Below are 25564 nucleotides of genomic sequence, written 5' to 3' on the forward strand. Positions count from 1 at the left end.
ATGCCATGCTCCTCCTGCCAGGCTCTAGAGAGCTCGATGGCTTGCCGTATTTGATCCGGCGTCATCTGCTCGGCAAGCCGTCGTTTATCAGGCGCTCCGGCAGGGTCCCGGAGGTCATAGTACTTGTAGGCCTGGACTAAATCGACCTCGGTACCGATGCCTTCTTCGTAGTACACTGCAAGGCCGCCATGACTAATACGTCCATCGAATGGCATATTTTCGGCACGCTTTAACCACTCGAAGGCTGCTCGCTCATCCTTGGGCACGCCGAGGCCTTTACGATAGATGCCGGCAAGCTGTGAGGCTGATTCGGCGTCGCCCTGTTCGGCTGCACGGGTGAACCATATTCTCGCCTGCTGGATATCTTGCTCCACCAGTCCGCGAGGATCGGAACCTCGGTAGGCGAAGCCCAGTCTTTTCTGGGAGAGGATATAGCCCTTTTCCGCGCTTGCCTGGAGGTAGGCCAGCGCCAAGGGTTTATTGATTCGGGTGCCGATGCCCTTGTAATAGACGGTGAAAAGAGAATGACCCGCGTCGATCACTCCCAATCGCCATGCTTCTTGAAGCAGTCGTATACCTTCACTTGTATCTGGTTCTCGCTCGAATCCCGTGATATGGCCGAACTGAACAAGCCCTAGCAGAAATGTGGATTCGCCATCACTAGCTTTAGCTTTATTTGTAAGGTCTTCTACTGTGATACCTTCAAAGTTGTCCCAAAGAGGGCTATTGTCGGTGGAGTTTGCGATAAAGTGTGGTGCGGCTTCCATCTCAATAGAAGTGTTGTCTGTCTGTCTGGTGTTGAAAAAATATGTATCGTCACATCCGAAAAGGGTAGTAAGCGAAGCTAGGACCGCTAAGGTTGTGAAAATCCTGTATTTATTGTTTTTCATGACTAAAATTCCATCGTGAAAGACCCTGTCTTGGTATCTCGGGGAGTTTCAGAGTTGCAAAAATCAATATAGAGGGTCAGAGGTATGGGTGGGTTGTTTTTCCTAGTAAATTTTTCTATAGCAATAGTATGTAATCCATTGTGTTTTGAGATGATTGCAAGAGGTGATTCTTCTATTTGAGATGCAGATCGATTTCTTCTTGTAAGAGTATCGCTTTCTCTAGTTTTTATGTAGTTTTCATTAACTAAAATTTCGTTTTGGTCGTTTTTTTTCTCACCGATCTCAAGCTTCAGCCCAAGTTCAATCCCCTCGAGGTCGGGCGCCGTGACCAAAATGTTGATCTTTATATCGTTAGTAGCGATTGTAGCGATATCTTCCCAACGTCCATCTAGTGGGACAGGACCTCTGCTTTCAAACGCTTCATCGTATTTCTCCCAGGTCATCTCCACCGTGACACCCTTGAACAGCAGTTCCAGGCCGTTTTTTTCCTCTTCCAAGGCTTCATAGGGAAGTAGCTGTCCCTGGTGATTGCCATAGCGACAGCGGTTGACCCAGCTTGCGACGGCAGGGGCAACGAGGATGGTCAAGCTGGAGCCGAGAAAGAGTTTCAGCGCGGCAGTGATGAGTCCATTGCCAATGGCCAGGGCGGCGGTGACGCCCAAGACCGGTGCGCCGTAGATCACGCCGATTGCCACAATGCTCAGGGCGACAATGCCGCTGGTGATATCGATACTGCCCGCGTACTTGTGCTTGTTCTGCGTGCTTTCCGGCATCCCGAGTTTTCTGGCTCTGTTGGCGTTGTCGAGTTTGTTCAGTCCATCCATGATGCTGAGGGTGCCGATCGCTGCATCGAGTGGGCCCCTGGCGTACCGCAGGTAGCGAGCCAGTGATGCCAGCATTCCGTTACTGCTAGCCATGAAGGTTGTAGTGAATTCCACGCCATCGATTGCTACCAGACCGAGTTTTGCCATAGCGGTAGTGATCTGTATGGCGTCGGGACTATCGGACGAGAATTCCTTGCTCAGAATGCCGATATTATTGTAGAAGACCAGCGCTCTGTTGAGGCCTGCGGCTCCACGTGCCAGTCCTGCGTGAGAGGAGGGCGCACCGACCCTGATGCCTTCGGCAATATAGCTGCCGAGGTCCCGCGCATTCTGGCGGTCGTTCCACCCGTTGGTGGTGATATCATCTTCGTTGTAGTCATCAGTCGTCGTGTTGTAGCGCTCGAGAAAGTCCGGATCCGAAGTGTTGACTGGAATGACCACGGTGATCTGGTAATCATTCTCAATATGGGATACGGAGAAGTTGCCGCCAACGCCATTGTCTTGATAGAACTTCATCGCCTCTGGAGATGGGGTGTTGGGGTTTGCCTTTCCTCTTGGGTAAAGCTGGCGTGTCAGCTCGTCCAGCCAGTCATGAAAGTCCTTTCGTCCGACCGTTACACTCGCCAATACTGGTAGAAGCCGGAACTGGGAACTGTCACTACTGTCCTGTGATGCCTGTACCTGTTGAACATCGTGACTACCGGTAATAATCAGTTGCTGGTAGCGATTGAAACTGTCCAGAGCTCTGAAGGAAGGGGAGCTGGCAAGGTCGAAGTGCTGTTCTTGGCCGCTTCCGTTTGAGATGGCTTGGACGTTTGAAGGAGGCTCAGATGCCGCAGAACGTGCGGCATCATGGAGAGCCCTTTCCATGTCGTATACCGTCAGGCTATACAGGCTATTGCCAATGGTTGAAATGACTGCCGCCATGGTGGTGTCGTACTGGAATTCACGCTCCTCATGCAAGAGTGTACGGTACTGTTCTCTCCAGTGTAGAAGCACACGGGGTGATACGAAGATATGTGCTGGAAGCGAGTGACGAATGGTGATGGCCTCGTCGACCAGCCGACGCTGGTTGGAAAACATGATCTTCATCAATGTCGATTGAGGCGAATCAAGATTCCCCGCCAGTCGCTCCCACAGCCGTTTGCTGGCATCGCTCAAGATGCCTCCAAGCAGTGCGTTGGAAAGCATGCCGCTCATTCTCAGTCCGGGTGAGTAAGTATCGTCAGAATAGCGTAGTGTGACGCGGTCAAGATGAGCCTCGACCCACAGTGAGTAGTCTTCGTCGTATGCCCTCACTAACTTATTTATCTTCGCGATCAGTCTCTCGTACCTCACCTTGAAGTCTTCGAGATCCGGGTTGATGCGCTTGCTTGTTTCCGGATCCACGGCTGCGTCCGGTAAGGCGTAGCAGTCTGCCAACTCCTTGTTGTAGGCATTGATCAAACGCCAGGGTTCCTCGGTGGAATCTTCATTGTCTTCTTTCAGGCAGTCGATTTGATCCTGCAAATCGCTTCTTTCATTGCGCAAGCGGTCTATCCGAGTTTTATCTAGCCAGCTGATATCACCATCGGATCGAATCTCTTCGATTTGTCGATTTAGCTGATCTATTTGTCCCTGAAGTTTAGTAATTTTGGGCTCGCTAGTTTTTTCGATTCTTCGATTGGTTGGTTCCTGAGCAATCTTTCGCTGTACCCGGTAGTTTTTTTCGAAGATGTCGATGGCTTTGTAGCACAGAAGGTTGCGTCGATTCGGATATCCCTGGTCGTCATACTGATGGAGAAACTCCTCGAGCAGCTCCAACGGTGCTTGACGGTAGGCGTTAAGTTCATTGATCAGGCCGACTTCATCATGCACCGCCAATACCAGACTCTTGTCCTGCAACTGGGACGACGCCGCGCGTAATCGGTGACTTAGCGCCTGCCTCAGCTCCTTTCGGGTGAACAGCTGTCGGTTGCTCTGGTCGGGCCAGAAAAAGGCCTCCATGCCCTCGGCATTGTCGCTGTACTCGGCGACGTGGTGGAGTTCTTCGGAGGTGAAGGCGTAGGGTTGCTGAATCTCGCCAGTGTTATTGCGCCATTGCTCGACGTCGAAGCACTGCATGGCGACGTCGCGCATCCGGCGTCCGTCACTGTACCTGCCGGTGCGCAGGTGATTGAGGAAGTCGGAGGATAGCGGATGTTCGGTGTACAGATAGTAGATATTTTTTGCGGTATCGACGCTATCGAGGGCGATCACCGAGGCGCTGACAATCCGGGTGCGTCGATCATCATCGTTGAGTCCACAGGTGAACTCTGGTTGCTCGGGTGAGGGTGGTGTTTCGCTGATGGAATACTGGTAGAACATGCCATCGGTGGTAACGACGTAGGCATACCAGTTGTGGTTGATGCGGTCCCCCGAGGTCGTCCCATCGTGGATATTGCGATCATTTTCGTCGTCAAGCAGGTAGAAGTAACCAGGTCTGAGCTGTCGCAGGATGTACTTGCTGACCTGGCTATCGGTGGCATCGCCTAGATAATCCCGAACGTGGCTGCCCAGGGTGCGGGCTGATGGCCCCTGGTCGGACACGGACTGATCCAGCCTGATATCGGTGAACTCTACTACCCGATTCGTCGGCAGTTCTGCGAATCCTCTGGTTTCGAGGCTGCGCTGACAAACGCTGTAGCGCACCGGCAGAATCGGCAGGCCGACTCGTTCGCACAGCGGGCACTGGCCTTGCTGCACACCAGGCAATTCGACACAGGCATCATCAATCTGCTTTAGCAGGTGCTCACTGTACATAGGCGACACTCCTCGGTTTGATTGAGATGGTGCTCCATTCACTGGTGGGAGTGTTCGGGCCAGGGTGAGGTCCCTGTCTTGCCGGTCGGTAAGTACCAGCAGGTTCTGTTTGATGGGGTGCCGGATGGCGTCGTCGCCAGGACGCAGACCGTGCAGTACAGACGTGCCCATGTTGTTGGCGCCCTGGTTCAATGTGGGGTTCATCAGCGACAACAGATCGCCCTTTGCATCTTGCTCCATGCCAATCACTTCCCTTGCCAGTCCGTCGGCCACTGGTGCCACGCTGCCGCTCGAGGGCGTCACGAAGACGGGTTCCTCGGTGGTTGGCGTCGGCACCGGCGCCAAGTCGCGGACGGGATTGAGCGATGAACCGTCCTGTCCAGATGACGAAGCGACTTGATGCCTATGGTCAATAAGCCATAGTCAGGCGGATGGGAAAACGAGCAGAGAGATAGGGGAAGCGCTAAAGATTAGAAATTGAGAATATAAGAACATCGACATGAACAATGTCTTACGAATAACGCTTGTTCGTGCAGGTGCGAGAAAGGCGGGAGGAGACGAGCAGTCTTTGGCGAGAACGAGTGAGTGCGGCAGGCGCGCGGCATGGCGAGGCTCGACGTCCGGTCGTCGCCATGCTGCGGGCGTCAAGCTCTGAGAAAGGGGCGTTCAACGCCCCTGGGTGTCATCGCCGTTATCGCCGTCAGCATCGTCGCCTTGGCGGCTTTCGGTGATGAACTTGTCACGATGGTCACCGCAGCAGAACCACTCGCCCTTTTCGCGCAGGGCGTCCTGCTCGGGCAGGTGTACCTTGCACCAGGTGCAGCGCACCATTTTTCCTCCCTCATGGGAGGTGGGGCCTTGATCCTGCTGCTCAAACTTCCACTCGCGGTACATGCGATAAAGCTTGAGCCCGGCAAAGAACACCACGGCGAAGATCAGAAGGCGGATTATCAAGAGGTTCATCCTTACTCCACACGGATTGGAGGCGGCCTTTGCCTGTTGGCGGCCCTTGCGGGACAATGGGGGCTGATCCCCCCGATTCTCGAGAGATTTCTCCGCTCATGCAAGACCTGACTCTGGTGATGGCGCAGCTCGACCCCTTGGTCGGCGACATCCCCGGCAACGCCGACCGGGCCATCGAGACCGTACGCGAGGCTTTCCTCGAGCACGGCGCCGACGTGGTTGTTCTGCCGGAACTGTTCTTGACCGGGTATCCGCCCGAGGACCTGTTGCTGAGGCCGTCGATGGAGACCCGCCTGCGCGAGGCGCGTACCCGCATGGCGGAAAAGATGGTCCGCGACGTCATGGTCATCGTGGGCTATCCCGGCCGTCGCGAGGGCGCGCTGCACAACATGGCCGGCGTGCTCTACAACGGCCAGTGGCTGGATGAGTACGCCAAGCAGGCCCTGCCCAATTATCAGGTATTCGATGAGCAGCGCTACTTCCAGCCCGGAGACACGCCGCTGGTGGTGGAACACAAGGGCGCCAGGCTCGGGATTCTGATCTGCGAGGATATCTGGCAGGAAGCGCCGGTCCGCCAGGCTCGCGACGCCGGTGCCGATATCTTGGTCACCCTCAATGCCTCGCCCTACCACCAGAACAAGCCAGCCGAGCGGCTCGAGCTTCTCGAGCAGCGTGCCAGTGACGTCGGCCTGCCGCTGGTCTATGTCAATCAGATCGGCGGTCAGGATGAGCTGGTGTTCGACGGTGGCTCCTGCTGTGTCGACGCCGAAGGCAAGCTGGCGGTGCAGGCGCCGCACTGGGATATCTGGCTGAGCCCGGTGCACTTCGTCGAGGAGCAGGGCAAGTGGACCCCGCGCCAGGGCGAGGTGGATCTGGACGTGGCGCCGGAGGAAGACCTTTACAGCGCCTTGGTCACCGGTCTGCGTGACTACGTCAACAAAAGTGGGTTCAAGGGCGTGGTGCTGGGGCTGTCTGGCGGCATCGATTCGGCCCTGTCGCTAGCCATCGCGGTGGATGCACTCGGCCCCCAGCGGGTCCATGCGGTGATGATGCCGTATCACTACACCGCCGACATTTCCAAGGAAGACGCCGCCGAGCAGGCCCGTCTGCTTGGGGTCAGCTATGAAGTGATGCCGATCGCGCCCATGGTTGAAGCCTTCATGGACACCCTGGCCGAGAGTTTCGAGGGTACCGAGCGCGATACCACCGAGGAGAATCTCCAGTCGCGCTGTCGCGGTGTGCTGCTGATGGCGCTGTCCAACAAGAAGGGCCTGATGGTCCTGACCACCGGCAACAAGAGCGAGATGGCGGTGGGCTACGCCACCCTCTACGGTGACATGGTCGGCGGTTACAACGCCATCAAGGACGTCTACAAGACTTGGGTATATCGCCTGGCGCGCTGGCGCAATACCGAGAACCTGGTGATCCCGGAGCGTGTCATCGAGCGTCCGCCCTCGGCGGAACTGGCGCCGGACCAGCAGGACAGCGACTCGCTGCCGGACTATGACACCCTGGACGCCATTCTGGTGCGCTACATCGAAGGCGACATGAGCGCCGAGGCGATCATCGAGGCTGGCTTCAGCGCCGAGGACGTCTACAAGGTGGTCAAGCTGGTGGACCGCTGCGAGTACAAGCGCCGCCAGGCACCGGTAGGCGTGCGCGTGACCCAGCGCGGCTTCGGCCGTGACCGTCGTTATCCTATCGTCAATGGATGGCAACCGGGCCTCTGACGAGACCTGCTTCTTTCCTCTTGTCGGTACCCCACCCGTCGGGCCAGATCGGCTCGGCGGGTGGCGATGTTATGCTCACCCTTCGCTGTTTGTGACGTCACTTCCCGTCGTTGGTCATGATTTCCCGGGCCGGGGTTTCTCTTGCGCTCGCTAAAGCCCCGCGACCATTAGATGGTATTTGCTTTGATGCGTACGCCGTTTTTACACGGTGATCGACGTCACTTTGTATATTCGTCGGAAGAGATGATTTAAGCCTTCATGACTGAAGCGCCAATAGGCATCGTAAAGGTAATGAAGAAGAGTGCGGTGCGAGGTGTAGGCGATATCGCAGTTCTTGCTGAACTAGTATGGTTGTTTTCAGGGGGATAGGCGCAGATTTATTCCTTGCCATTGTTTTTCATGGGTTTTTTGAAATCATATATGCCTAATTAAATTAATTTGTAATAGTGGTTTCTGGGTGTGTTTAGACCAATGTCCCGGTAAATAAAGCGCGACATTTCAATGTTGGGGCGACTCGATGGTGCTAAGGTTTTTTAGAACAGGAACCTATAACGCCGGCAGAGGGAGCGCGAATGATGACGTCCTTTCGAGTTAAAACCGCTTGTGCGCTGGTGATAGGGGGTGGGGCGGTGTTTGCCCAGCATGGCGTGGCTGCCGAGTTGACCATTGCCACGGTGGATAACCGGGACATGCTGCGGATGCGAGAGCTGAGCGAGGACTTTGTCGCGGGGAATTCCGATATTCAGCTCAACTGGGTGACGTTGGACGAGAGTACGCTGCGCCAGCAGGTCACCACCGATATCGCCACCTCCGGGGGGCGCTTCGACATCGTTACCATCGGCACCTACGAAGCCCCCATCTGGGCGGAGCGTGGCTGGCTTGTACCCATCGCCGACATGCCTGGCGACTACCAGCCCGAGGATCTGCTGCCCACCGTGCGCCAGGCGCTGTCCTATCAGGATGTTCTCTACGCGGCTCCCTTCTATGCGGAGTCCGCCTTCACCATGTACCGCACGGACCTGTTCGAGGATGCGGGCCTGAGCATGCCCAGGGCGCCGAGCTGGGACTTTCTGGTACAGGCGGCAGAAAAGCTCTCGGGCTCCGATGAACACTACGGCATCTGCCTGCGGGGCAAGCCGGGGTGGGGCGAGAACATGGCCCTGTTGACCGCCATGGCCAACGCCTTCGGCGGTCGCTGGTTCGATGAAGAGTGGCAGCCACAGCTCGAGGGAGGTGGCTGGCGTGATGCGCTGGATCTCTATCTGACCTTGTTGGGAGAGTATGGCCCGCCGAATCCGGAAGACAACGGCTACAACGAGAATCTCGCGCTGTTTCAACAGGGCAAGTGCGGCATCTGGGTGGATGCCACCGTGGCCGCATCCGCGGTGACCGATCCCGAGGCCTCCGAGGTCGCCGATCGCGTGGGGTTCGCTCTGGCGCCTGATAACGGACTGGACAAGCGCAGCAATTGGCTGTGGGCCTGGGCGCTCGCAATTCCCACCAGTTCCGAGCAGAGCGAGGCGGCCAAGCGCTTTGTCGCCTGGGCCACCTCCCGGGGCTATCAGGAACTGGTAGCCGAGCGAGAGGGCTGGTCCCAGGTGCCGCCGGGGACCCGTGCCTCGCTTTACGACAATCCGAGTTACCGCGAGGCCGCGCCCTACAGTGAGCTGGTGCTGGAATCGTTGAGAAGCGCCAATCCGGATGACCCGACGGTACAGGCGGTGCCCTATCGAGGCGTTCAGTACGTGGCGATCCCCGCTTTTCAGGGTATCGGTACGGCGGTGGGTAACCGCTTCGCCAAGGCGTTGGCCGGAGACATCTCCGCCGAGGAAGCCATCGAAGATGCTCAGTGGGTCACCGAGAAGGTGACCGAGCAGGCACGCTTTGCTCAGCAGTAGTGGCGATCGGCTCCTCGAAGGAAGCCGGCGGAACGGGTGAGCCCGCAGGTGCGACGTTCACCCGCAAGCGAGATGAGTGACACACAAGGAGGCGCCCATGGCGACATCCGGATTTGACCCGCAGCAATCTCTAGACAGCGTCGACGATGAACAGCTGCCGGTTCCGCCCCACAAGCAGCACGGTGCCAAGCACTTTCTCGGACTGTATGCCGCAGAACACGTGGCCGCGACCGAGTTCGTGATCGGTGCCACCTTCGTCGGCCTCGGTGCCGGCATCTGGGACATTCTGATCGGTCTGGTCATCGGCAACACCCTGGCGATACTGAGTTTCACCCTGATCACCGCACCGATCGCCGTCGGCACCCGGCTCAGTCTTTTCGCCTACCTGGAACGCATCGCCGGTAACGTCATGGCGAAGCTCTACAACGGCGCCAATGTGGTGATCTTTGCTGCCATCTCGGCGGCCATGATCACGGTCTCTGCTACCGCGGTGCGGGTGCTTTTCGATGTGCCACCTCAGGTGGCGCCCTATCCCACCGACATGGCCTTCGTCATCATCGCCTTTGCCGTAGGGGCCATCGTGGTGCTGGTCGCGGCCTTTGGCTTCAACGCCCTGAGCGAGTTCGCCAGCATCTGTGCACCCTGGCTGATGGTGATGTTCACCGCCGGCGGCATGGTATTGATACCGGCGCTGTCGGAGTCGGTGACCGGTTTTACCACCTTGACGAGTTTTTCGGATTTCGTCGCCATCGCCAGTGCCAGCGTATTCACCGGCATCAACGCCGATGGCGAACCGGGGATCGGGCTGTGGGAGGTCATCGGCTTCGCCTGGGCCGCCAATACCTTCGCCCACTTCGGACTGATCGACATGGCGCTTCTGCGCTATGCCCGCAAGAAGCGCTACGCCCTGGCCACCAGTACCGGCATGATGTTCGGCCACTACGTTGCCTGGATCTCGGCGGGCCTGATGGGGGCGGCCACCGCCGCCACCATGAAGCTCAGTATCCTGGTGGTCGACCCCGGCGATGTGGCGTTCTACGCGTTGGGAATGTCCGGCTTCGTGATCGTGATCGTGGCCGGCTGGACCACGGCGAATTCCAACCTGTACCGCGCCGGTCTGGCCGCCCAGGCGCTGATGCCCGAGGTCAAGCGCTGGAAGGTGACCATGCTGGTGGGGCTCGGGGTGATGGGCGCGAGCTGTTTCCCCTTCGTCTACCGCAGCATGTTGCCGCTGCTGACTTACGCCGGCCTGATCCTGGTGCCGGTGGGCGGCATCGCCTTTGCCGAGTACCAGCTGTTCCCGCGGCTCGGCATGACCCGCTACTGGGCCAACTTCAAGGGCCTTGCCGACAACCGTCCGGCGATCGCCAGCTGGGGTATCTCGCTGATCTTCGGTTTTGGGCTCAATGTCCTCGACGTGATGCCGTTCTACTACCTGTTCCTGCCGACCTGGTTTGTGTCGATCCTGGTCTACGTGGTGCTGGCGCGAAGGGCCGGTGCCTGTGAGGCCTATCCAGAGAAGGAAAAGGCCCAGCAGGAGTTCAACGAGCGGGTGGTCGAACATCACCGGCGCAAGGCGGCGGAAAAGTACCGCGAAGGCGTGGAGGACAAGACACTGCTATCCAAGTGCATCAAGGTGATGTGGGGGATCGTCGGACTGGGTGTGCCAGCGGTGCTGGCCTGGCGGGTGATGTTTGAAAGCCCCGACCTGTATCAGTACTACGTCAATCGTGAGCTGTTCTACGACATCACCATCTGGTGCACGGTTATCTACTTCGTCTTCGCCTACTGGGGCCTGCAGCGCTCCAAGCAGTTCAAGCGTCGGGAGCCCGAGGGCACACCGTCCCAGGCATCGACAGGTTGAGTAGAGGCAGAAAATAGCCGGAGCCTGGCCTGCGGTGGACGCCAAGGGCAGCCACAGGCCAGCGACGGCGGAAGGACGGTGGATCGCAGCCCTGGAGCGCCAAGATGGGAGCTGGACGAAGAGAAAGGAAGCGAAGCGAAGCGCAGAGCGGATGACAGCAAGCGCTGCAACAAGAAGGGGCCGCCCATGGGCGGCCCCTTCTCCTTTCTTTGGCCTGCCGGCAACCTCTCGGCACCGCCTGCCTTGCGGTCGTTCAGGCGCTCAGTGGGGCGTCGTCGACGTACTTGGGTTCGAAGCGACGACCGTTGAGGCGCTCGTTGTCCGGGTCGTTCTCGATCAGCACCTGCAGCGTCTCGCTGGCGCGATCACGCAGGCCCATGCCGAGGTAGCCTTCGACCATCACCGCCAGGGCGTCGCGGGTAGCCTCGGCCTGGGGGTAGTTCTCCAACACCCAGCGACCCCGCTGCACGGCGGCCATGTAGGCCTTCTTGCGCAGGTAGAAGTCGGCCACATGCAGCTCTTGCTGGGCCAGCAGGTTGCGCAGGTAGATGATGCGCTGTTGCGCGTCCGGGGCGTACGGACTGTCCGGATAGCGGGTGATCAGGTCGGTAAAGTCGGTGTAGGCGTCTCGGGTAGCGCCGAGGTCCCGCTCCGAGATATCGATGACCTTGAGCGACTCCAGGCTGAAACGACCGGCCTGCCAGGCGGCCAGCCCGCGCATGTAGTAGGCGTAGTCGACCTGCGCATGGTTGGGGTGCAGGCGAATGAAGCGGCTGGCGGCGGCCCGGGCGGCTTCCCAGTCATCCATCTCGTAGTAGGTATAGATGAGTTCGAGCTGGGCCTGTTCGGCGTAGTCGCCGAAGGGGAAGCGGGTGTCGATGGCTTCCAGGCGGTTCATGGCCGTGGTAAAGCTGCCGTTCTCCAGGGCCTGGCGACCTTCCTGGTAGAGCTGGCGTTCGGTGGCGCCGTCGTAGCGCTCTTCCTCGACGTCGTTGCTGGCGCAGCCGCCGAGTACCGCGCCCATCAACACCAGGGCGCCCAGGCGAGCGGCGGAAGTAGTGAAAACGCGCATCTTGGTCCTCGTGTCAAACAACCCGGGTCGGCCGTGGTAGAATCGGCCGCGATCCGCCCACTATAAAGCACCTTGCCTGGAAACGCAGTCTTCCTGCTGCGTGCCACGTGTTTTGTGCGCGAGTTGCCATCAATCTTCGATCCCCACAGAGAAGTGTTCCGAACCATGTCACAGACCCTCGACGTCCACAGTCGCATTCCCCTCGACATGGCAGGCTATCGCCTGGACCAGGCCGCAGCGGAATTGTTTGCCGACTATTCCCGGGAGCGGTTGAAGGGTTGGATCAAGGACGGTTCCCTGACCCTGGATGGGGCTGCGGCCAAGCCCAAGGACAAGGTCCACGGCGGTGAAAGGCTGGTGCTCAAGGCCCTCATCGAGGATGACACTCGCTTCGAGGCGCAGGATATTCCGCTTGAGGTGGTGTTCGAGGACGACCAGGTACTGGTGGTCAACAAGCCGCCGGGGCTGGTGGTTCACCCCGCTGCGGGCAACCCCGACGGGACCCTGCTCAATGCCTTGCTGCACCACTTTCCCGACGCCGCCACCTTGCCTCGTGCCGGTATCGTGCATCGCCTCGACAAGGACACCAGCGGGCTGATGGTGGTGGCCAAGTCCCTGGCCGCCCACGCTGACCTGGTAGCGCAGCTGCAGGCGCGTAGCGTGTCGCGGGAGTATGACGCCATCGTGGTGGGCAAGATGACCTCTGGCGGCACCGTGGATGCGCCGATCGGCCGGCATCCCAAGGACCGCAAGCGCCAGGCGGTTACCGCCTCGGGCAAGCCGGCGGTGACCCACTATCGGGTGGTGGAACGCTTTCGTGCCCATACCCACGTTCGCTGCAAGCTGGAGACCGGCCGTACTCACCAGATTCGCGTGCACATGGCGCACCGGCGCTTTCCATTGATCGGCGACCCGGTTTACGGTGGGCGACTCAAGCTGCCGCCCGGAGCGGAGCAGACGCTCAAGGAGATCCTGCGCGAGTTTCCGCGCCAGGCGCTGCACGCGCGTCGACTGGCCTTCGTCCACCCGAGTCGCGGTGAGGAGGTCAGCTTCCAGGCGCCGCTGCCGGATGACCTGCTGATGCTGCTGGACTTCCTGCGTGACGATGCGGAGACCATGCAATGATCGATGCCCTCGACCTGCGCCCCAGCGTGATCGTGCCCGACTGGCCTGCTCCGGCCAATGTCGGTGCCTTCGTCACCACCCGCGAGACCGGCCCCAGTCAGGGACCCTACGCCGCCTTCAACCCGGCGAGTCACGTCGGCGACAAGCCGGAACATGTGGAGCTTTGTCGGCGCCAGTTGAGCAAGGAACTGGGCGATGAGCGTCCGCTGCTGTGGCTCGATCAGGTCCACGGCGCCAGCGTCCAGCATGGTTTCAGTGACACCATACCCAAGGCCGATGCCTCGGTGGCGACCACCCGTGACTACGCCTGCGTGATACTGACGGCGGACTGTCTGCCGGTGTTCTTCTGTGATCGTAGCGGTGAGCGCGTGGCGCTGGCCCATGCAGGCTGGCGCAGCCTGGCCGGTGGCGTGCTGGAGGCTACCGTGGCCTCCCTGGGCACTGCGCCTGGGGAACTGATGGCCTGGTTGGGGCCGGCGATCTCCAACGCTCAGTTCGAGGTTGGCCCCGAGGTGCGTGAGGCCTTCTGCGGCGTGCACCCCGAGGCAGCCAGCGCCTTTGAACCGAGTCCCTATCGCCTGGGGCACTATATGGCGGACCTTTACAAGCTGGCGCGTCTGCGGCTTGAACGTCTTGGCGTCTCCCACGTCAGCGGCGGGCACTTCTGCACCGCCTGTGAATCACGCTTCTATTCCCATCGTCGTGACGACGGCGTCACCGGGCGCATGGCCAGCGTGATCTGGCTGCGATAGAACGGACCGACGTCGTACTTTTCCCGAGACTCCCCTCTAGACGTGAAACTGCTTCACTAGACTTGAAACGTCCCTAAAGCACCGCCATATCTCTGTCAAGTCACATTGACAGGGTCAAGCGGTGCGTCCGAACGCATCGCCATCCCGAAAGGAGATATCGATGCGTTTTGACAAGTTTACCGCCAAGCTGCAGCAGGCTATCGCCGACGCCCAGTCCCTCGCCGTGGGGCGCGGGCACAATCAGATGGAACCTGCGCACCTGCTGCTGGCGCTGCTCGACAACCGCGACACCGGCGTCAAGGCGCTGGTACAGAAGGCGGGGGGCGACGCCGGTCGGCTGCGTGACGCCCTGGCGGGCCAGATCGACGATCTGCCCCAGGTCGCCCAGTTCGACGGCGAAGTGCAGCCGTCCCGGGATCTGATCAAGCTGTTCAACCTCACCGATGCCGAGGCCCAGAAGCGTGGCGATCAATACATCGCCAGTGAACTGGTACTGCTGGCGGCAATCGCCATGAAGCATGCCGTGGCCAAGGCGCTGACCCAGGCTGGCCTTGCGCGCAAGTCGCTGGAGGGCGCCATCGATAGCGTGCGCGGTGGCCAGAAGGTGGATGACGCCAACGCCGAGGACAGCCGCGAGGCGCTGGAGAAGTACACCCTGGATCTGACCCAGCGGGCCGCCGACGGCAAGCTGGATCCGGTGATCGGGCGTGACGACGAGATCCGTCGCACCATCCAGGTGCTGCAGCGGCGCACCAAGAACAACCCGGTGCTGATCGGCGAGCCCGGCGTCGGCAAGACCGCCATCGTCGAGGGGCTGGCCAGCCGCATCATCAACGGCGAGGTGCCCGAGGGGCTCAAGGACAAGCGCGTGCTGTCGCTGGACATGGGCTCGCTGCTGGCTGGCGCCAAGTTTCGCGGTGAATTCGAGGAGCGCCTGAAGGCGGTGCTCAACGAGCTGTCCCAGGAAGAAGGGCGGGTCATCCTGTTCATCGACGAATTGCACACCATGGTCGGTGCGGGCAAGGCCGAGGGCGCCATGGACGCCGGCAACATGCTCAAGCCGGCGCTGGCCCGGGGTGAGCTGCACTGTGTCGGTGCCACCACCCTGGACGAGTACCGCAAGTACATCGAGAAGGATGCGGCGCTGGAGCGGCGTTTCCAGAAGGTGCAGGTGGACGAGCCCAGCGAGGAAGACACGGTGGCGATCCTGCGTGGCCTCAAGGAGCGCTACGAGGTGCACCACGGCGTCGACATTACCGACGGCGCGATCATCGCGGCGGCCAAGCTGTCGACGCGCTACATCACCGATCGTCAGCTGCCGGACAAGGCCATCGACCTGATCGACGAGGCGTCGTCGCGCATTCGCATGGAGCTCGACTCCAAGCCGGAGGAAATGGACCGTCTGGATCGTCGCCTGATCCAGTTGAAGATGGAGCGCGAGCACCTCAAGAAGGAAACCGACGAGGCCTCACGCAAGCGCCTCGATACCCTTGAGGAACAGATCGGCGAGCTCGAGCGCGAGTACGCCGACCTGGACGAGATCTGGAAGGCCGAGAAGGCCAGCATCCAGGGCGCGGCCCAGTTCAAGGACGAGCTAGACCGGGCACGGGTCGACCTGGAGCAGGCTCGCCGCCAGGGTGACCTGGGGCGGATGTCGGAACTGCAGTACGGGGTGATTCCGGAGCTCGAAAAGAAGATTGCCGAGAGCGGCGATGCCGAGGCGGACACTCGTCACCACAAGCTTTTGCGCTCCAACGTCACCGAGGAGGAAATCGCCGAGGTGGTGTCACGCTGGACCGGCATTCCGGTGGCCAAGATGCTCGAGGGCGAGCGCGACAAGCTCCTGCGCATGGAGGAGGCCCTGCACGAGCGGGTCATCGGTCAGGACGAGGCGGTCACCGCCGTGGCCAACGCGGTGCGGCGCTCCCGCGCGGGCTTGGCCGACCCCAACCGGCCCAACGGCTCCTTCCTGTTTCTCGGCCCGACCGGGGTGGGTAAGACCGAACTGTGCAAGTCGCTGGCCAACTTCCTGTTCGACACCGAGGAAGCCATGGTGCGCATCGACATGTCCGAGTTCATGGAGAAGCACTCGGTGGCGCGGTTGATCGGCGCGCCTCCCGGCTATGTCGGCTATGAAGAAGGCGGCTACCTGACCGAAGCGGTGCGCCGCAAACCCTATTCGGTGCTGCTGCTCGACGAGGTGGAGAAGGCCCACCCGGACGTCTTCAACATCCTGTTGCAGGTGCTGGAGGATGGTCGCCTGACCGACGGCCAGGGGCGCACGGTGGATTTCCGCAACACCGTCATCGTGATGACCTCCAACCTGGCGTCCGACATCATCCAGCAGTTCGGTGGTGACGACGCCGACTACGACAGCATGCGCCAGACGGTGATGGAGGTGGTCGGAAGCCACTTCCGGCCTGAGTTGATCAACCGCATCGATGAAGTGGTGGTGTTCCACGCCCTCGGCCAGGATCAGATCCAGGCGATCGCCGGCATCCAGCTTGAACGTCTGCGCACGCGGTTGGCAGAACACGATCTCGGGCTCACGGTCTCCGACGAGGCGTTGGCACTGTTGGCAGTGGTCGGCTTCGACCCCGTCTATGGCGCTCGTCCGCTCAAGCGCGCCCTGCAGAGCCGGATCGAGAACCCGCTGGCACAGGACCTGCTGGCCGGCAAGTTCAGCGCTGGCGACGTGATCCGCGTGGTCGCCGACGATGGTCAGTTACGTTTCGACCGCTGACCACGGGTCGATCACGCAAGAAGGCCCCTTCATCAAGGAGGGGCCTGATGCCTTCGGCTGGCATTCGTGCATGATGGGTAATTCGAATACCCATTCTCAAGCAAATGGTTAATCGGTCGCTATACTGAAGGTCAGGTTGCGTCCTGTGACCCCCTTGCCCGCCCGGTTCCCCACCCGGCGGGCTTTTTCGTGGCGTTCCTCAAGGCTTGGGCTCTGCCCGAAAGGGCAACGAGCGCGGGCTTATTCTTGCCAAGCCCTAGGGCTTGTCTGAAAAGTGCCTGCGCTCGGTAATACGGCGTTAAAAATCGGATCAAAATGCTCATTTACACCCCGTAAACTGCGCTTTCTCACCGATTTTTGCCTTGTCTAACCTTCGCTCGTCGACTTTTCGGACAGCGCCTAGCGCGTCGCCCGGGCGCCGGACAGGTGCACGCGTCGCAGGCGTACGTTGTCGCCCACCAGGTGCTTTTGCAGTTCCTCGAGACTGACGTTCTTGGTCTCTGGCATCAGGAATATCACGAACACCAGTTGCAGCAGCATCATTACCGCGAAGAAGGCGAACACCGGCCCGCCGCTGAAGGTGCCCAGCACCCAGGGCATGACCAGGGTGATCAGCGCAGCGAAGACCCAGTGGATCGAGGCACCGAAGGATTGGCCGCGGGCACGCACGTGGTTGGGGAAGACCTCGGAGATGAACACCCAGATGACCGCACCCTGACTGATGGCATGGGCAGCGATGAACAGTCCCAGCAGCAGCGGGACTTCGAGTCCGCCCAGGGCGTCGGCGAAGAAGGCGCGAGAGATCAGCACCAGCGACACTAGATAGCCGGCCGAGCCGATGAACAGCAGGGTACGGCGGCCGAAGCGGTCGATCAGCGACATCCCGATCATGGTGAAGACCAGGTTGACCAGACCAATGCCGGCGGTGGACAGAAGCGCTGCCTGGCTACCGAGTTCGGCGGCTTCGAGCACCCGGGGGGCATAGTAGATGATGAAGTTGATGCCCGAGAGCTGGTTGAAGAAGGCGATCAGGAAGGCCAGCAGAATCGGCAGACGATAGCGACGCGAGAAGAAGGGGGCCTTGGCGGACGCTTCGTCGGTTTCGGCGGCGCGAATGGCGTTGATCTCGGCGTCGACATCGGCATCAGGGTTGATCTGGCGAAGTACCTGGCCGGCTTCCTCGATAGCGTTCTTCTTGAGGATGAGCCAGCGCGGACTGCGCGGGACACGGGTGATCATCAGGGTGTAGATCAGTGCAGGGATGGCCTCGATACCCAGCATCCAGCGCCAGGCGTCGTCGCTCATCAGGCTGCCGATTACATAGTTGGAGACGAATGCCATGAGGATGCCGAAGACGATATTGAACTGGTACATGGCGACCAGAAAGCCGCGATGGCGCGGCGGGGCGATCTCGGAGATATAGGTGGGGGCCGCCACCGACGAGATGCCGACGCCGATGCCGCCGATCAGGCGGAAGAAGGCGAACAGCCAGGGGTCGGACACCACCGCCGAGCCCACCGCGGAGACCAGGTACAGCACACCGATCATCAGCAGGGTGGCGCGCCTTCCCAGCGCATCGGTGGGCCAGTTGCCGAAGATGGCACCGATCACGGTGCCCCAAAGGGCCATGGACATGATCAGCAGGCCATGCTGCAGGTCGCTGAGACCCCACAGCGCCTGGATGGGCTTGTCGGCCCCGGAGATGACCGCGGTGTCGAAGCCGAACAGGAATCCTGCCAGCGCCACGGTGATGGACCATTGCACGATGCGAGACATGTAGTGCTACCTCCTGTGAAAGGGGGGCGTTGTTGTGGTTGTCTAGGGCTTGTCTGAAAAGTGCCTGCGCTCGGTAATACGGCGTTAAAAATCGGATCAACATGCTCATTTACACCCCGTAAACTGCGCTGTCTCACCGATTTTTGCCTTGTCTAACCTTCGCTCGTCGACTTTTCGGACTGCGCCTAGAGAAATCCTTGGATGAATCGATTCTCTCTTGAGGCGTCAGCGATCCAGATGGCAAGTGTCAGCGACCCGATTCGAAAGCGTCGGCGAGTCGTTCGCTGATCGTCAGCGGTGCCGATCAGACCCGGGGCGGGGCAGAGAGAAACTCTCCTGTCGTCATGCTCCGGCTGTCGTGGCGACTTTCCGCCGCACCCTCTCCATCGGTGTCTGGTAAAGTAAGTGAATCGTGTCACCTGGCGTCATTACAGCAGCGTCATGGCCAGATTTCGAGAAAACGGCGTTAGACATTGGTCTTGCTGCACCCGCGAAAAGAGGCCTTTCAGAGTGCTCTGACCGAGCGCGATGGGAACGGCGGTTGACAGTCACAGAGCGCTATTGGAATCTTGAGGGTTCCTGACTGCGGGCGCGGCACGATGGGTGACCCCCAACGCCGCGTGAAGGGTAGGCCAATGGGCCTCTACCCGCCGAAGGACTACCAGGTTCGGGTTAACCGCCCCGCCTGGCCAACGCCCCGACGCGGTGACCCGCCGTGATGAGAGTGCAGGCCCCAACCGGGCCGACGGACGCCAGGGTTTGGCATCAGGTGCCGGTGCGCCGGCAGCAGCATACCGCTGCACTCGACTTCGTACCCACGACAGGTGCGAATCGCACTCGAGACCTCCAGGGGAGATACATCTGTGGAATTGCTTTCAGGCGCGGACATGATCGCCCGCTTCCTCCAGGATGAGGGCGTGGAATACATCTACGGCTATCCGGGCGGCGCCGCACTACACATCTACGATGCCTTGTTCCGTCAGGACAAGGTCAAGCACATCCTGGTTCGCCACGAGCAGGCCGCGACCCACGCCGCCGACGGCTATGCACGGGCGTCCGGCAAGCCCGGGGTGGTACTGGTCACCTCGGGTCCGGGGGCCACCAATGCGGTGACCGGCATCGCCACTGCCTATATGGACTCGATCCCGATGGTCGTGCTCTGTGGTCAGGTGATGAGCCATCTGATCGGTGACGATGCCTTCCAGGAGACCGATATCGTCGGTGTCACCCGGCCGATCGTGAAGCACAGTTTCTCGATCAAGCACCCGAGCGAGATTCCCGAGGTGCTCAAGAAGGCCTTCTATCTCGCCGCCACCGGGCGTCCCGGTCCGGTGCTGGTGGATATACCCAAGGACATGACGGCGCCCACCGAGCGCTACGAGTACGTCTATCCGAAGAAGGTCAAGATCCGCTCGTACAACCCGGTCAGTCGCGGCCATACCGGACAGATCAAGAAGGCCGTCGAGCTGATGCTCAAGGCCCGTCGTCCGGTGTTCTACACCGGTGGTGGCGTGGTCCAGGGGCGTGCTTGCGAGGGGCTGACCGATCTGGTCAAGCAGCTCGGCTTTCCGATCACCACCACCTTGATGGGCATCGGGGCTTACCCCCAGAGCGACGATCAGTGCCTGGGCTGGCTCGGCATGCACGGCTCCTATGAGTCCAACATGGCGATGCATCACGCCGACCTGGTGATCGCCATCGGCGCGCGTTTCGACGATCGTGTGACCAACAATACCTCGAAGTTCTGCCCCACGGCCAAGATCATCCACGTGGATATCGACCCCAGCTCGGTGTCCAAGACGGTGCGCGCAGACGTGCCCATCGTTGGACCTGCGGCCAGCGTGATCAACGAAATGATCAGCCTGGTGCAGGGCCATGAGATCGCCAATCCCGACGCGCTCAAGGACTGGTGGAAGACCATCGACGAGTGGCGCGACGAGCGCAAGGGCAAGCTCTACGAGCCGTCCAGGCCCGGCGAGGTGCTCAAGCCGCAGGAGGTGATCGAGGCCATCTGCCGGGTGACTCGTGGCGAGGCGTACGTCACCACCGACGTGGGTCAGCACCAGATGTTCGCAGCCCAGTACTACAAGTTCGACAAGCCTAACCGGCTGATCACCTCCGGTGGACTCGGCACCATGGGCTTCGGTTTTCCCGCGGCCATGGGCGTCAAGCAGAACTTCCCCGATGAGGAGGTCGTCTGCGTGACCGGCGAAGGAAGCTTCCAGATGATGATGCAGGAACTCTCCACCTGTAAGCAGTTCGGTGGTGGGGTCAAGATCATCAATCTCAACAACGGCTCGCTGGGCATGGTGCGCCAGTGGCAGGACCTCAACTACAAGTCCCGCCATGCTCACTCCTACATGGAGTCGCTGCCGGACTTCCAGATGCTGATCGAGGCCTACGGTTTCACCGCGCTCAGGGTCGAGAAGAAAGAGGATCTGGAAGAGGCGCTGGCGCGTACCTTCGCCGACACCCATGAGCTGGTGTTCCTCGACGTCGCGGTGGACCCGCACGAGCACGTCTATCCGATGCAGGTGCCTCTGGGCTCCATGCGTGACATGCTGCTTTCCAAGACGGAGCGGACCTGATGCGACATATCATCTCGATTCTGATGGAAAACGAACCGGGTGCGCTGTCGCGGGTCGTGGGGCTGTTCTCCCAGCGCAACTTCAACATCGAAACCCTCAACGTGGCGCCCACCGATGACCCGACCCTGTCGCGTCTGACCGTGACCACCGTCGGGGACGACCGGGTGATCGAGCAGATCACCAAGCACCTCAACAAGCTGATCGACGTGGTCAAGCTGGTGGATCTCACCGAAGGCAACCATATCGAGCGTGAGTTGATGCTGGTGAAGGTCAAGGCGCTGGGCGCTGCCCGCGATGAGGTCAAGCGCACGGTAGACATCTTCCGTGCCCAGATCGTCGACGTCACCCCGAGTCTGTACACCGTGCAGATCACCGGCGATGCCGAGAAGCTCGACGCCTTCCTGCAGGCGATGGGCCCCGTGGGCATTCTCGAAGTAGCGCGCACCGGCGTCTCGGGTATCGCCCGTGGTGACAAGGTGCTGAGCCTCTAGCAAGCCGCTGGCCCTGGTGGGCAGCCGGTGAACCTGTTACGCCGCCTCTCGGGGCGGCGTTTTCGTGCCCGGCCTCAACGCTCCACGACTTCCTGCCACAGGGCATCGATCAACGGGCTCTTCAGGCGCCGCTCCAGCACACAGAGGCCCACGTCGTAGTGCGGCAGTTCCGGCTTGACCGGGAGTATTCTCACGCGTTCGGCCAGCGGGCTCGCCTCCAGCACGATGCGTGGCACCACACCGATGCCGAAGCCGAGTCCGACCATACTGACGATGGCTTCGTGGCCGGCTACCTGGGCGTAGATGGTCGGGGTCACGCCCAGCGCCTTGAACCAGGTGTCGGCCAGTTCCCGCGATAGCCCAGCCTCCGACAGGATCATTGGCACCCCTTGCCACTGTGTCTGGCTCGGGCTCATCGGCTGCTGTGGCACCCACGGTCGTTGCTCTTGTGGGGCGATGAACACCAGTGCCGAACGGGTCAGCGACTTGAAGGCGAGACCATCGGGCAGGCGGCGCGGGCGTGAGGTAATGGCCATGTCTTCGTCGCCGGCCAGCACTCGCTGGATGGCTCGGGCTGGGTCGCCGGTGTGCAGCTTGAGCTCGATGGCGGGATAGCGCTGGCGGAAGTCGGCCAGCAGGCTGTAGAGAAAGCTGTAGCTCGCGGTCACCGAGCAGTAGATGCTGATTTCACCACTGAGGCGCTTGGCCTCGCTCTGCAACGATAGGCGGACCTGTTCCCACTCTTCCAGGGCTTCCTTGGCATAGCGCTGGAAGCGCTTTCCCTGGGGGGTCAGCACCACGTGGCGATTGTCACGGTTGAACAGCACCACGCCGAGCTGTTGTTCCAGTTGGCGAATGGAGCGGCTCAGGGTCGATGGGCTCACGTGGCAGGCCTCGCTGGCACGGCCGAAGTGCAGTGAATCGGCCAGCATCAGAAAGTGCTTCAGGGGGCGGAAGTCCATGGGGAGTCCTGACCTGTAATTGCATATTTTGGCACGTAGTATTGCAAATATAGCGTTTTACGCAATACGGGCGCTGGCGTAAGGTGGGATGCATCGACGGAGGGCGAGCCCTCTCGTCTGCCCAGCGCCGCACAAGACGGCGCGGGTGGCCATCAACGCTGAACGCAACACGACACAGACAAGATCTCTTCTATCGCCGAGCAGGCACTCGTTTTCAGGAGCACCAGATGCGCGTTTATTACGACAAGGACTGCGATCTTCAGCTGATCCAGAACAAGCAGGTCACCATCGTCGGTTACGGCTCCCAGGGCCACGCCCACGCCAACAACCTGAAGGAATCCGGCGTCAGCGTCACCGTCGCGCTTCGCCCGGGTTCTTCTTCCGCCGCCAAGGCGGAGGCCGCCGGCCTGAAGGTGGCCTCTGTGGCCGAGGCTTGCCAGTCCGCCGACGTCGTCATGGTGCTGGCGCCGGACGAGAACCAGAAGGCTATCTACGAGCAGGAAATCGAGCCGAACCTCAAGGAAGGCGCTACCCTGGCCTTCGCCCACGGCTTCAACATCCACTACAACCAGATCGAGCCGCGCAAGGATCTGGACGTGGTGATGATCGCCCCCAAGGCGCCGGGCCACACTGTGCGCTCCGAATTCGCCCGTGGCGGCGGTATTCCTGACCTGATCGCCATCCACCAGGATGCCACCGGCCAGGCCAAGGAACTCTGCCTGTCCTACGCCGCCGCCATCGGTGGTGGCCGCAGCGGCATCATCGAGACCACCTTCAAGGACGAGACCGAAACCGACCTGTTCGGTGAGCAGGCTGTCCTGTGTGGTGGCGCTGTCGAACTGGTCAAGGCCGGCTTCGAGACCCTGACTGAAGCGGGCTACGCCCCTGAAATGGCCTACTTCGAGTGTCTCCACGAGCTCAAGCTGATCGTTGACCTTATGTACGAAGGCGGCATCGCCAACATGAACTACTCCATCTCCAACAATGCGGAGTATGGCGAGTACGTGACCGGCCCTGAGGTCATCAACGACGAGTCGCGTGCCGCCATGCGCAACGCCCTCAAGCGTATCCAGACCGGCGAGTACGCCAAGATGTTCATCAACGAGGGCAACAGCAACTACCCCTCGATGACCGCACGTCGTCGCCTGAACGCCGAGCACGAGATCGAGCAGGTCGGTGAGAAGCTCCGTGGCATGATGCCCTGGATCGCCGCCAACCAGCTTGTCGACAAATCCAAGAACTGATGGGTTCCTGGTAACCCATCGTCGGGCTTGCCCGCCGATGGGGACAGAAACGGGGGAGGAGCACACTCAGTGCTCCTCCCCCGTTGCGTCATGGGTGAACGACTGAGTGGTCATGGTGCTGCCGCATGAATCCTGCGCTGTGCCTTGCGTTTGGCCCGCAGGTGCCCGAGGCTGGGGGAGAGGGCGGCTGCCGCGAGGTTGGCGGTAACGGCCGGCCGGTCGTGTAGAATGATCCCATACTCGAAGCCAATGGATGACAGAGATGAGCGAAGACGCAGGCAAGCGTGAGCAGGAACCACGAGAGCCCCAGGATGAAGATCTGGCCAGCGCCTTCATGCGGGAATCCGAAGTCGTGGAAGAAGCGGTCGAGGACGGCAAGAAGGTGCGACGGCGGGGGATCTACCTGTTGCCGAACCTGTTCACCACCTCGGCGCTGTTTTCGGGATTCTTCGCCGTTGTCGCCGCCCTCAATGGCGATTTCACCGCCGCTTCGGTGGCCATCTTCATCGCCATGGTGCTCGATGGCCTCGACGGCCGGGTAGCCAGGCTGACCAATACACAAAGCGAGTTTGGCGCCGAATATGACAGCCTTGCTGACATGATCTCCTTTGGCATGGCGCCGGGGCTTGTCGCCTTTACCTGGATCCTGCAGGACATCGGCAAGACCGGATGGGTGGTGGCGTTCCTGTACGTGGCCTGTGCGGCGCTTCGCCTGGCGCGGTTCAACGTGCAGATCGGCAGCGTCGACAAGAAGTGGTTCATCGGCTTGCCCAGCCCGTCGGCGGCGGCGCTGGTGGCGGCCAGTGTGTGGACGTTCCACAGCTTCGACGCCACCGCTCTTGGCTTCAAGCTGTTGATGCTGCTGGTGGTGGGGGCGGCTGGCATTTTGATGGTCAGCAACATTCGCTACTACAGCTTCAAGGATGTCGATCTCAAGGGGCCAGTGCCCTTTGTGGCCCTGCTGGCCATCGTGCTGGGATTTGTCGTGATCTCGATCGAGCCGTCGGTCATGCTGTTGCTGCTGTTCGGTACCTATGTGGCGTCCGGTCCGACGATGGCGCTGATGCGCAAGCTCAAGACCTAGCCCAGGATCATCTTGCGGTAACAATACAGGCCGATGTGAGCAGCAAGCCCAACGCTTCGTTATACTGACGACCGACAGGAACGCCCGCCTAGCGCGGGCGTTCCTGTTCTTGTATGAGTGCCGAAAGCGCCTTCTGGGGCTGTCTGTGCATTCATCCACAGGGGGGCTTCCATAGAGCGGTGTGGACAAGATGGTGCCGCTGTTGGATCGACACTGCTCGATGATCTGGTATTTTTTTCCGAAAAGCGCTTGCCAAGGCCGGAGGTGATGCGTAAAGTACGCATCCGCTGCCGGCGACGAGCAAACGTCACAGGCGGTGAAGGGTGGTAAAAGTGATTGTTTTGAAAAGACTTTTTCAGGTCTTCGAAAAATTCTCCACTTGACGGGCAACGAGAAATCGATAGAATGCTCGCCACTCGATCGGAGTCGCCAGGACGGCATCGCAGGATGTGCGTCAGGCTCGCTTCGCTTTCTCTTGGGTCCTGCAGGCATCGCTTGCACGGCGAAAAAAGAAAGCCTTGACGAAACGCTTCGATTCTGTAGAATACGCCTTCCTCGCAGGGCGCTGTGACAAGGGCTCGGGTTAACGATTCGGGCTGCGGCGCAGCAAAGCGAGACGCTCTTTAAGCTCTCTATAGAGTCCAGAGCATGCTCTTTAATAATTTGATCAGGTAATTCATGTGGGCGCTTGCCGATGAGTCAGTGACACTGTCACTGAAATATCAAGGCAAGCGACTCGTCAAACGAGACGTTTGAACCTTGAGCCAAGTTTGGTCC

Annotated in this window: 16 protein-coding genes; 10 read left to right on the forward strand and 6 right to left on the reverse strand. The window is 60.4% G+C overall.

Going from position 1 to position 25564, the window contains the following annotated elements; all coding sequences use genetic code 11:
• The 3 genes from C9F12_RS14095 to C9F12_RS14105 all read right to left on the reverse strand — a co-directional run.
• On the reverse strand, nt 1–890 hold an 890-nt coding region (locus C9F12_RS14095), incomplete at its 3' end, for a tetratricopeptide repeat protein (RefSeq protein WP_162816481.1).
• A 2-nt stretch (nt 891–892) separates the two neighbouring features.
• Nucleotides 893–4798, reverse strand: a complete 3906-nt coding sequence (locus C9F12_RS14100; RefSeq protein WP_162816482.1) for a T6SS effector BTH_I2691 family protein — start codon at nt 4796–4798, stop codon at nt 893–895.
• A 363-nt stretch (nt 4799–5161) separates the two neighbouring features.
• The gene (locus C9F12_RS14105) at nt 5162–5458 is read right to left on the reverse strand and encodes a PP0621 family protein (RefSeq protein ID WP_108133534.1); all 297 of its coding nucleotides are present in this window, start codon (nt 5456–5458) and stop codon (nt 5162–5164) included.
• A gap of 98 nt (nt 5459–5556) precedes the next feature.
• Between C9F12_RS14105 and C9F12_RS14110 the strand changes: the two genes are divergently transcribed.
• From C9F12_RS14110 to C9F12_RS14120, 3 genes are all read left to right on the forward strand, one after another.
• Nucleotides 5557–7188: an NAD+ synthase gene (locus C9F12_RS14110; RefSeq protein WP_108449267.1), complete on the forward strand. Its 1632-nt coding sequence runs from the start codon at nt 5557–5559 to the stop codon at nt 7186–7188.
• A gap of 572 nt (nt 7189–7760) precedes the next feature.
• Nucleotides 7761–9086 (forward strand): sugar ABC transporter substrate-binding protein, encoded by a 1326-nt coding sequence (locus tag C9F12_RS14115; protein ID WP_162816483.1) that lies wholly within the window; start codon nt 7761–7763, stop codon nt 9084–9086.
• A 97-nt stretch (nt 9087–9183) separates the two neighbouring features.
• Nucleotides 9184–10950, forward strand: coding sequence for a hypothetical protein (locus tag C9F12_RS14120; protein ID WP_108449268.1), 1767 nt, complete (start codon nt 9184–9186; stop codon nt 10948–10950).
• A 253-nt stretch (nt 10951–11203) separates the two neighbouring features.
• Here C9F12_RS14120 and C9F12_RS14125 read toward each other — a convergent pair whose 3' ends face one another.
• Nucleotides 11204–12022, reverse strand: a complete 819-nt coding sequence (locus C9F12_RS14125; RefSeq protein ID WP_108133539.1) for an outer membrane protein assembly factor BamD — start codon at nt 12020–12022, stop codon at nt 11204–11206.
• Between the two features lie 165 nt (nt 12023–12187).
• Here C9F12_RS14125 and rluD point away from each other — a divergent pair, with 165 nt between their 5' ends.
• The 3 genes from rluD to clpB all read left to right on the forward strand — a co-directional run bounded on the left by rluD (nt 12188) and on the right by clpB (nt 16642).
• Complete coding sequence (gene rluD, locus C9F12_RS14130) at nt 12188–13147, forward strand: 23S rRNA pseudouridine(1911/1915/1917) synthase RluD (RefSeq protein WP_108133540.1); 960 nt, start codon at nt 12188–12190, stop codon at nt 13145–13147.
• A complete protein-coding gene (pgeF, locus tag C9F12_RS14135; RefSeq protein WP_108449269.1) occupies nt 13144–13899 on the forward strand; it encodes a peptidoglycan editing factor PgeF in 756 nt (251 codons plus the stop codon). The genes rluD and pgeF overlap by 4 nt, the downstream gene beginning before the upstream one ends.
• A gap of 160 nt (nt 13900–14059) precedes the next feature.
• Complete coding sequence (clpB, locus tag C9F12_RS14140; RefSeq protein ID WP_045994253.1) at nt 14060–16642, forward strand: ATP-dependent chaperone ClpB; 2583 nt, start codon at nt 14060–14062, stop codon at nt 16640–16642.
• Between the two features lie 399 nt (nt 16643–17041).
• Here the strand turns inward: clpB and C9F12_RS14145 are convergent, their stop codons facing one another.
• Nucleotides 17042–18418 (reverse strand): sugar porter family MFS transporter, encoded by a 1377-nt coding sequence (locus C9F12_RS14145; protein WP_108449270.1) that lies wholly within the window; start codon nt 18416–18418, stop codon nt 17042–17044.
• 863 nt (nt 18419–19281) lie between these two features.
• Here C9F12_RS14145 and C9F12_RS14150 point away from each other — a divergent pair.
• Complete coding sequence (locus tag C9F12_RS14150; RefSeq protein ID WP_045994255.1) at nt 19282–21006, forward strand: acetolactate synthase 3 large subunit; 1725 nt, start codon at nt 19282–19284, stop codon at nt 21004–21006.
• Nucleotides 21006–21497, forward strand: coding sequence for an acetolactate synthase small subunit (ilvN, locus tag C9F12_RS14155; protein ID WP_045994256.1), 492 nt, complete (start codon nt 21006–21008; stop codon nt 21495–21497). Before C9F12_RS14150 ends, ilvN begins: the two co-directional genes overlap by 1 nt.
• A gap of 74 nt (nt 21498–21571) precedes the next feature.
• On the opposite strand, the gene ilvY is transcribed toward ilvN, so the two are convergent.
• Entirely contained in the window at nt 21572–22459 is an 888-nt protein-coding gene (ilvY, locus tag C9F12_RS14160; protein WP_045994257.1) for an HTH-type transcriptional activator IlvY, read from the reverse strand.
• A gap of 227 nt (nt 22460–22686) precedes the next feature.
• On the opposite strand from ilvY, the gene ilvC reads away from it, so the two are divergent.
• Together ilvC and pssA are read left to right on the forward strand one after the other, a co-directional pair.
• Complete coding sequence (gene ilvC / locus C9F12_RS14165; protein ID WP_045994258.1) at nt 22687–23703, forward strand: ketol-acid reductoisomerase; 1017 nt, start codon at nt 22687–22689, stop codon at nt 23701–23703.
• A 262-nt stretch (nt 23704–23965) separates the two neighbouring features.
• Nucleotides 23966–24787 (forward strand): CDP-diacylglycerol--serine O-phosphatidyltransferase, encoded by an 822-nt coding sequence (gene pssA / locus C9F12_RS14170; protein ID WP_045994259.1) that lies wholly within the window; start codon nt 23966–23968, stop codon nt 24785–24787.
• Nucleotides 24788–25564 lie beyond the last annotated feature (777 nt).

The sequence above is a fragment of the Halomonas sp. BN3-1 genome (genome assembly GCF_003056325.1).
Lineage (GTDB): Bacteria > Pseudomonadota > Gammaproteobacteria > Pseudomonadales > Halomonadaceae > Halomonas > Halomonas litopenaei.

Excerpts from the sequence above, each read along its gene's own strand:
- C9F12_RS14105 (WP_108133534.1), bottom strand. The coding sequence starts at position 5,458 with ATGAACCTCTTGATAATCCGCCTTCTGATCTTCGCCGTGGTGTTCTTT.
- C9F12_RS14110 (WP_108449267.1), top strand. The coding sequence starts at position 5,557 with ATGCAAGACCTGACTCTGGTGATGGCGCAGCTCGACCCCTTGGTCGGC.
- C9F12_RS14115 (WP_162816483.1), top strand. The coding sequence starts at position 7,761 with ATGATGACGTCCTTTCGAGTTAAAACCGCTTGTGCGCTGGTGATAGGG.
- C9F12_RS14120 (WP_108449268.1), top strand. The coding sequence starts at position 9,184 with ATGGCGACATCCGGATTTGACCCGCAGCAATCTCTAGACAGCGTCGAC.
- C9F12_RS14125 (WP_108133539.1), bottom strand. The coding sequence starts at position 12,022 with ATGCGCGTTTTCACTACTTCCGCCGCTCGCCTGGGCGCCCTGGTGTTG.
- rluD (WP_108133540.1), top strand. The coding sequence starts at position 12,188 with ATGTCACAGACCCTCGACGTCCACAGTCGCATTCCCCTCGACATGGCA.
- pgeF (WP_108449269.1), top strand. The coding sequence starts at position 13,144 with ATGATCGATGCCCTCGACCTGCGCCCCAGCGTGATCGTGCCCGACTGG.
- clpB (WP_045994253.1), top strand. The coding sequence starts at position 14,060 with ATGCGTTTTGACAAGTTTACCGCCAAGCTGCAGCAGGCTATCGCCGAC.
- C9F12_RS14145 (WP_108449270.1), bottom strand. The coding sequence starts at position 18,418 with ATGTCTCGCATCGTGCAATGGTCCATCACCGTGGCGCTGGCAGGATTC.
- ilvN (WP_045994256.1), top strand. The coding sequence starts at position 21,006 with ATGCGACATATCATCTCGATTCTGATGGAAAACGAACCGGGTGCGCTG.
- ilvY (WP_045994257.1), bottom strand. The coding sequence starts at position 22,459 with ATGGACTTCCGCCCCCTGAAGCACTTTCTGATGCTGGCCGATTCACTG.
- ilvC (WP_045994258.1), top strand. The coding sequence starts at position 22,687 with ATGCGCGTTTATTACGACAAGGACTGCGATCTTCAGCTGATCCAGAAC.
- pssA (WP_045994259.1), top strand. The coding sequence starts at position 23,966 with ATGAGCGAAGACGCAGGCAAGCGTGAGCAGGAACCACGAGAGCCCCAG.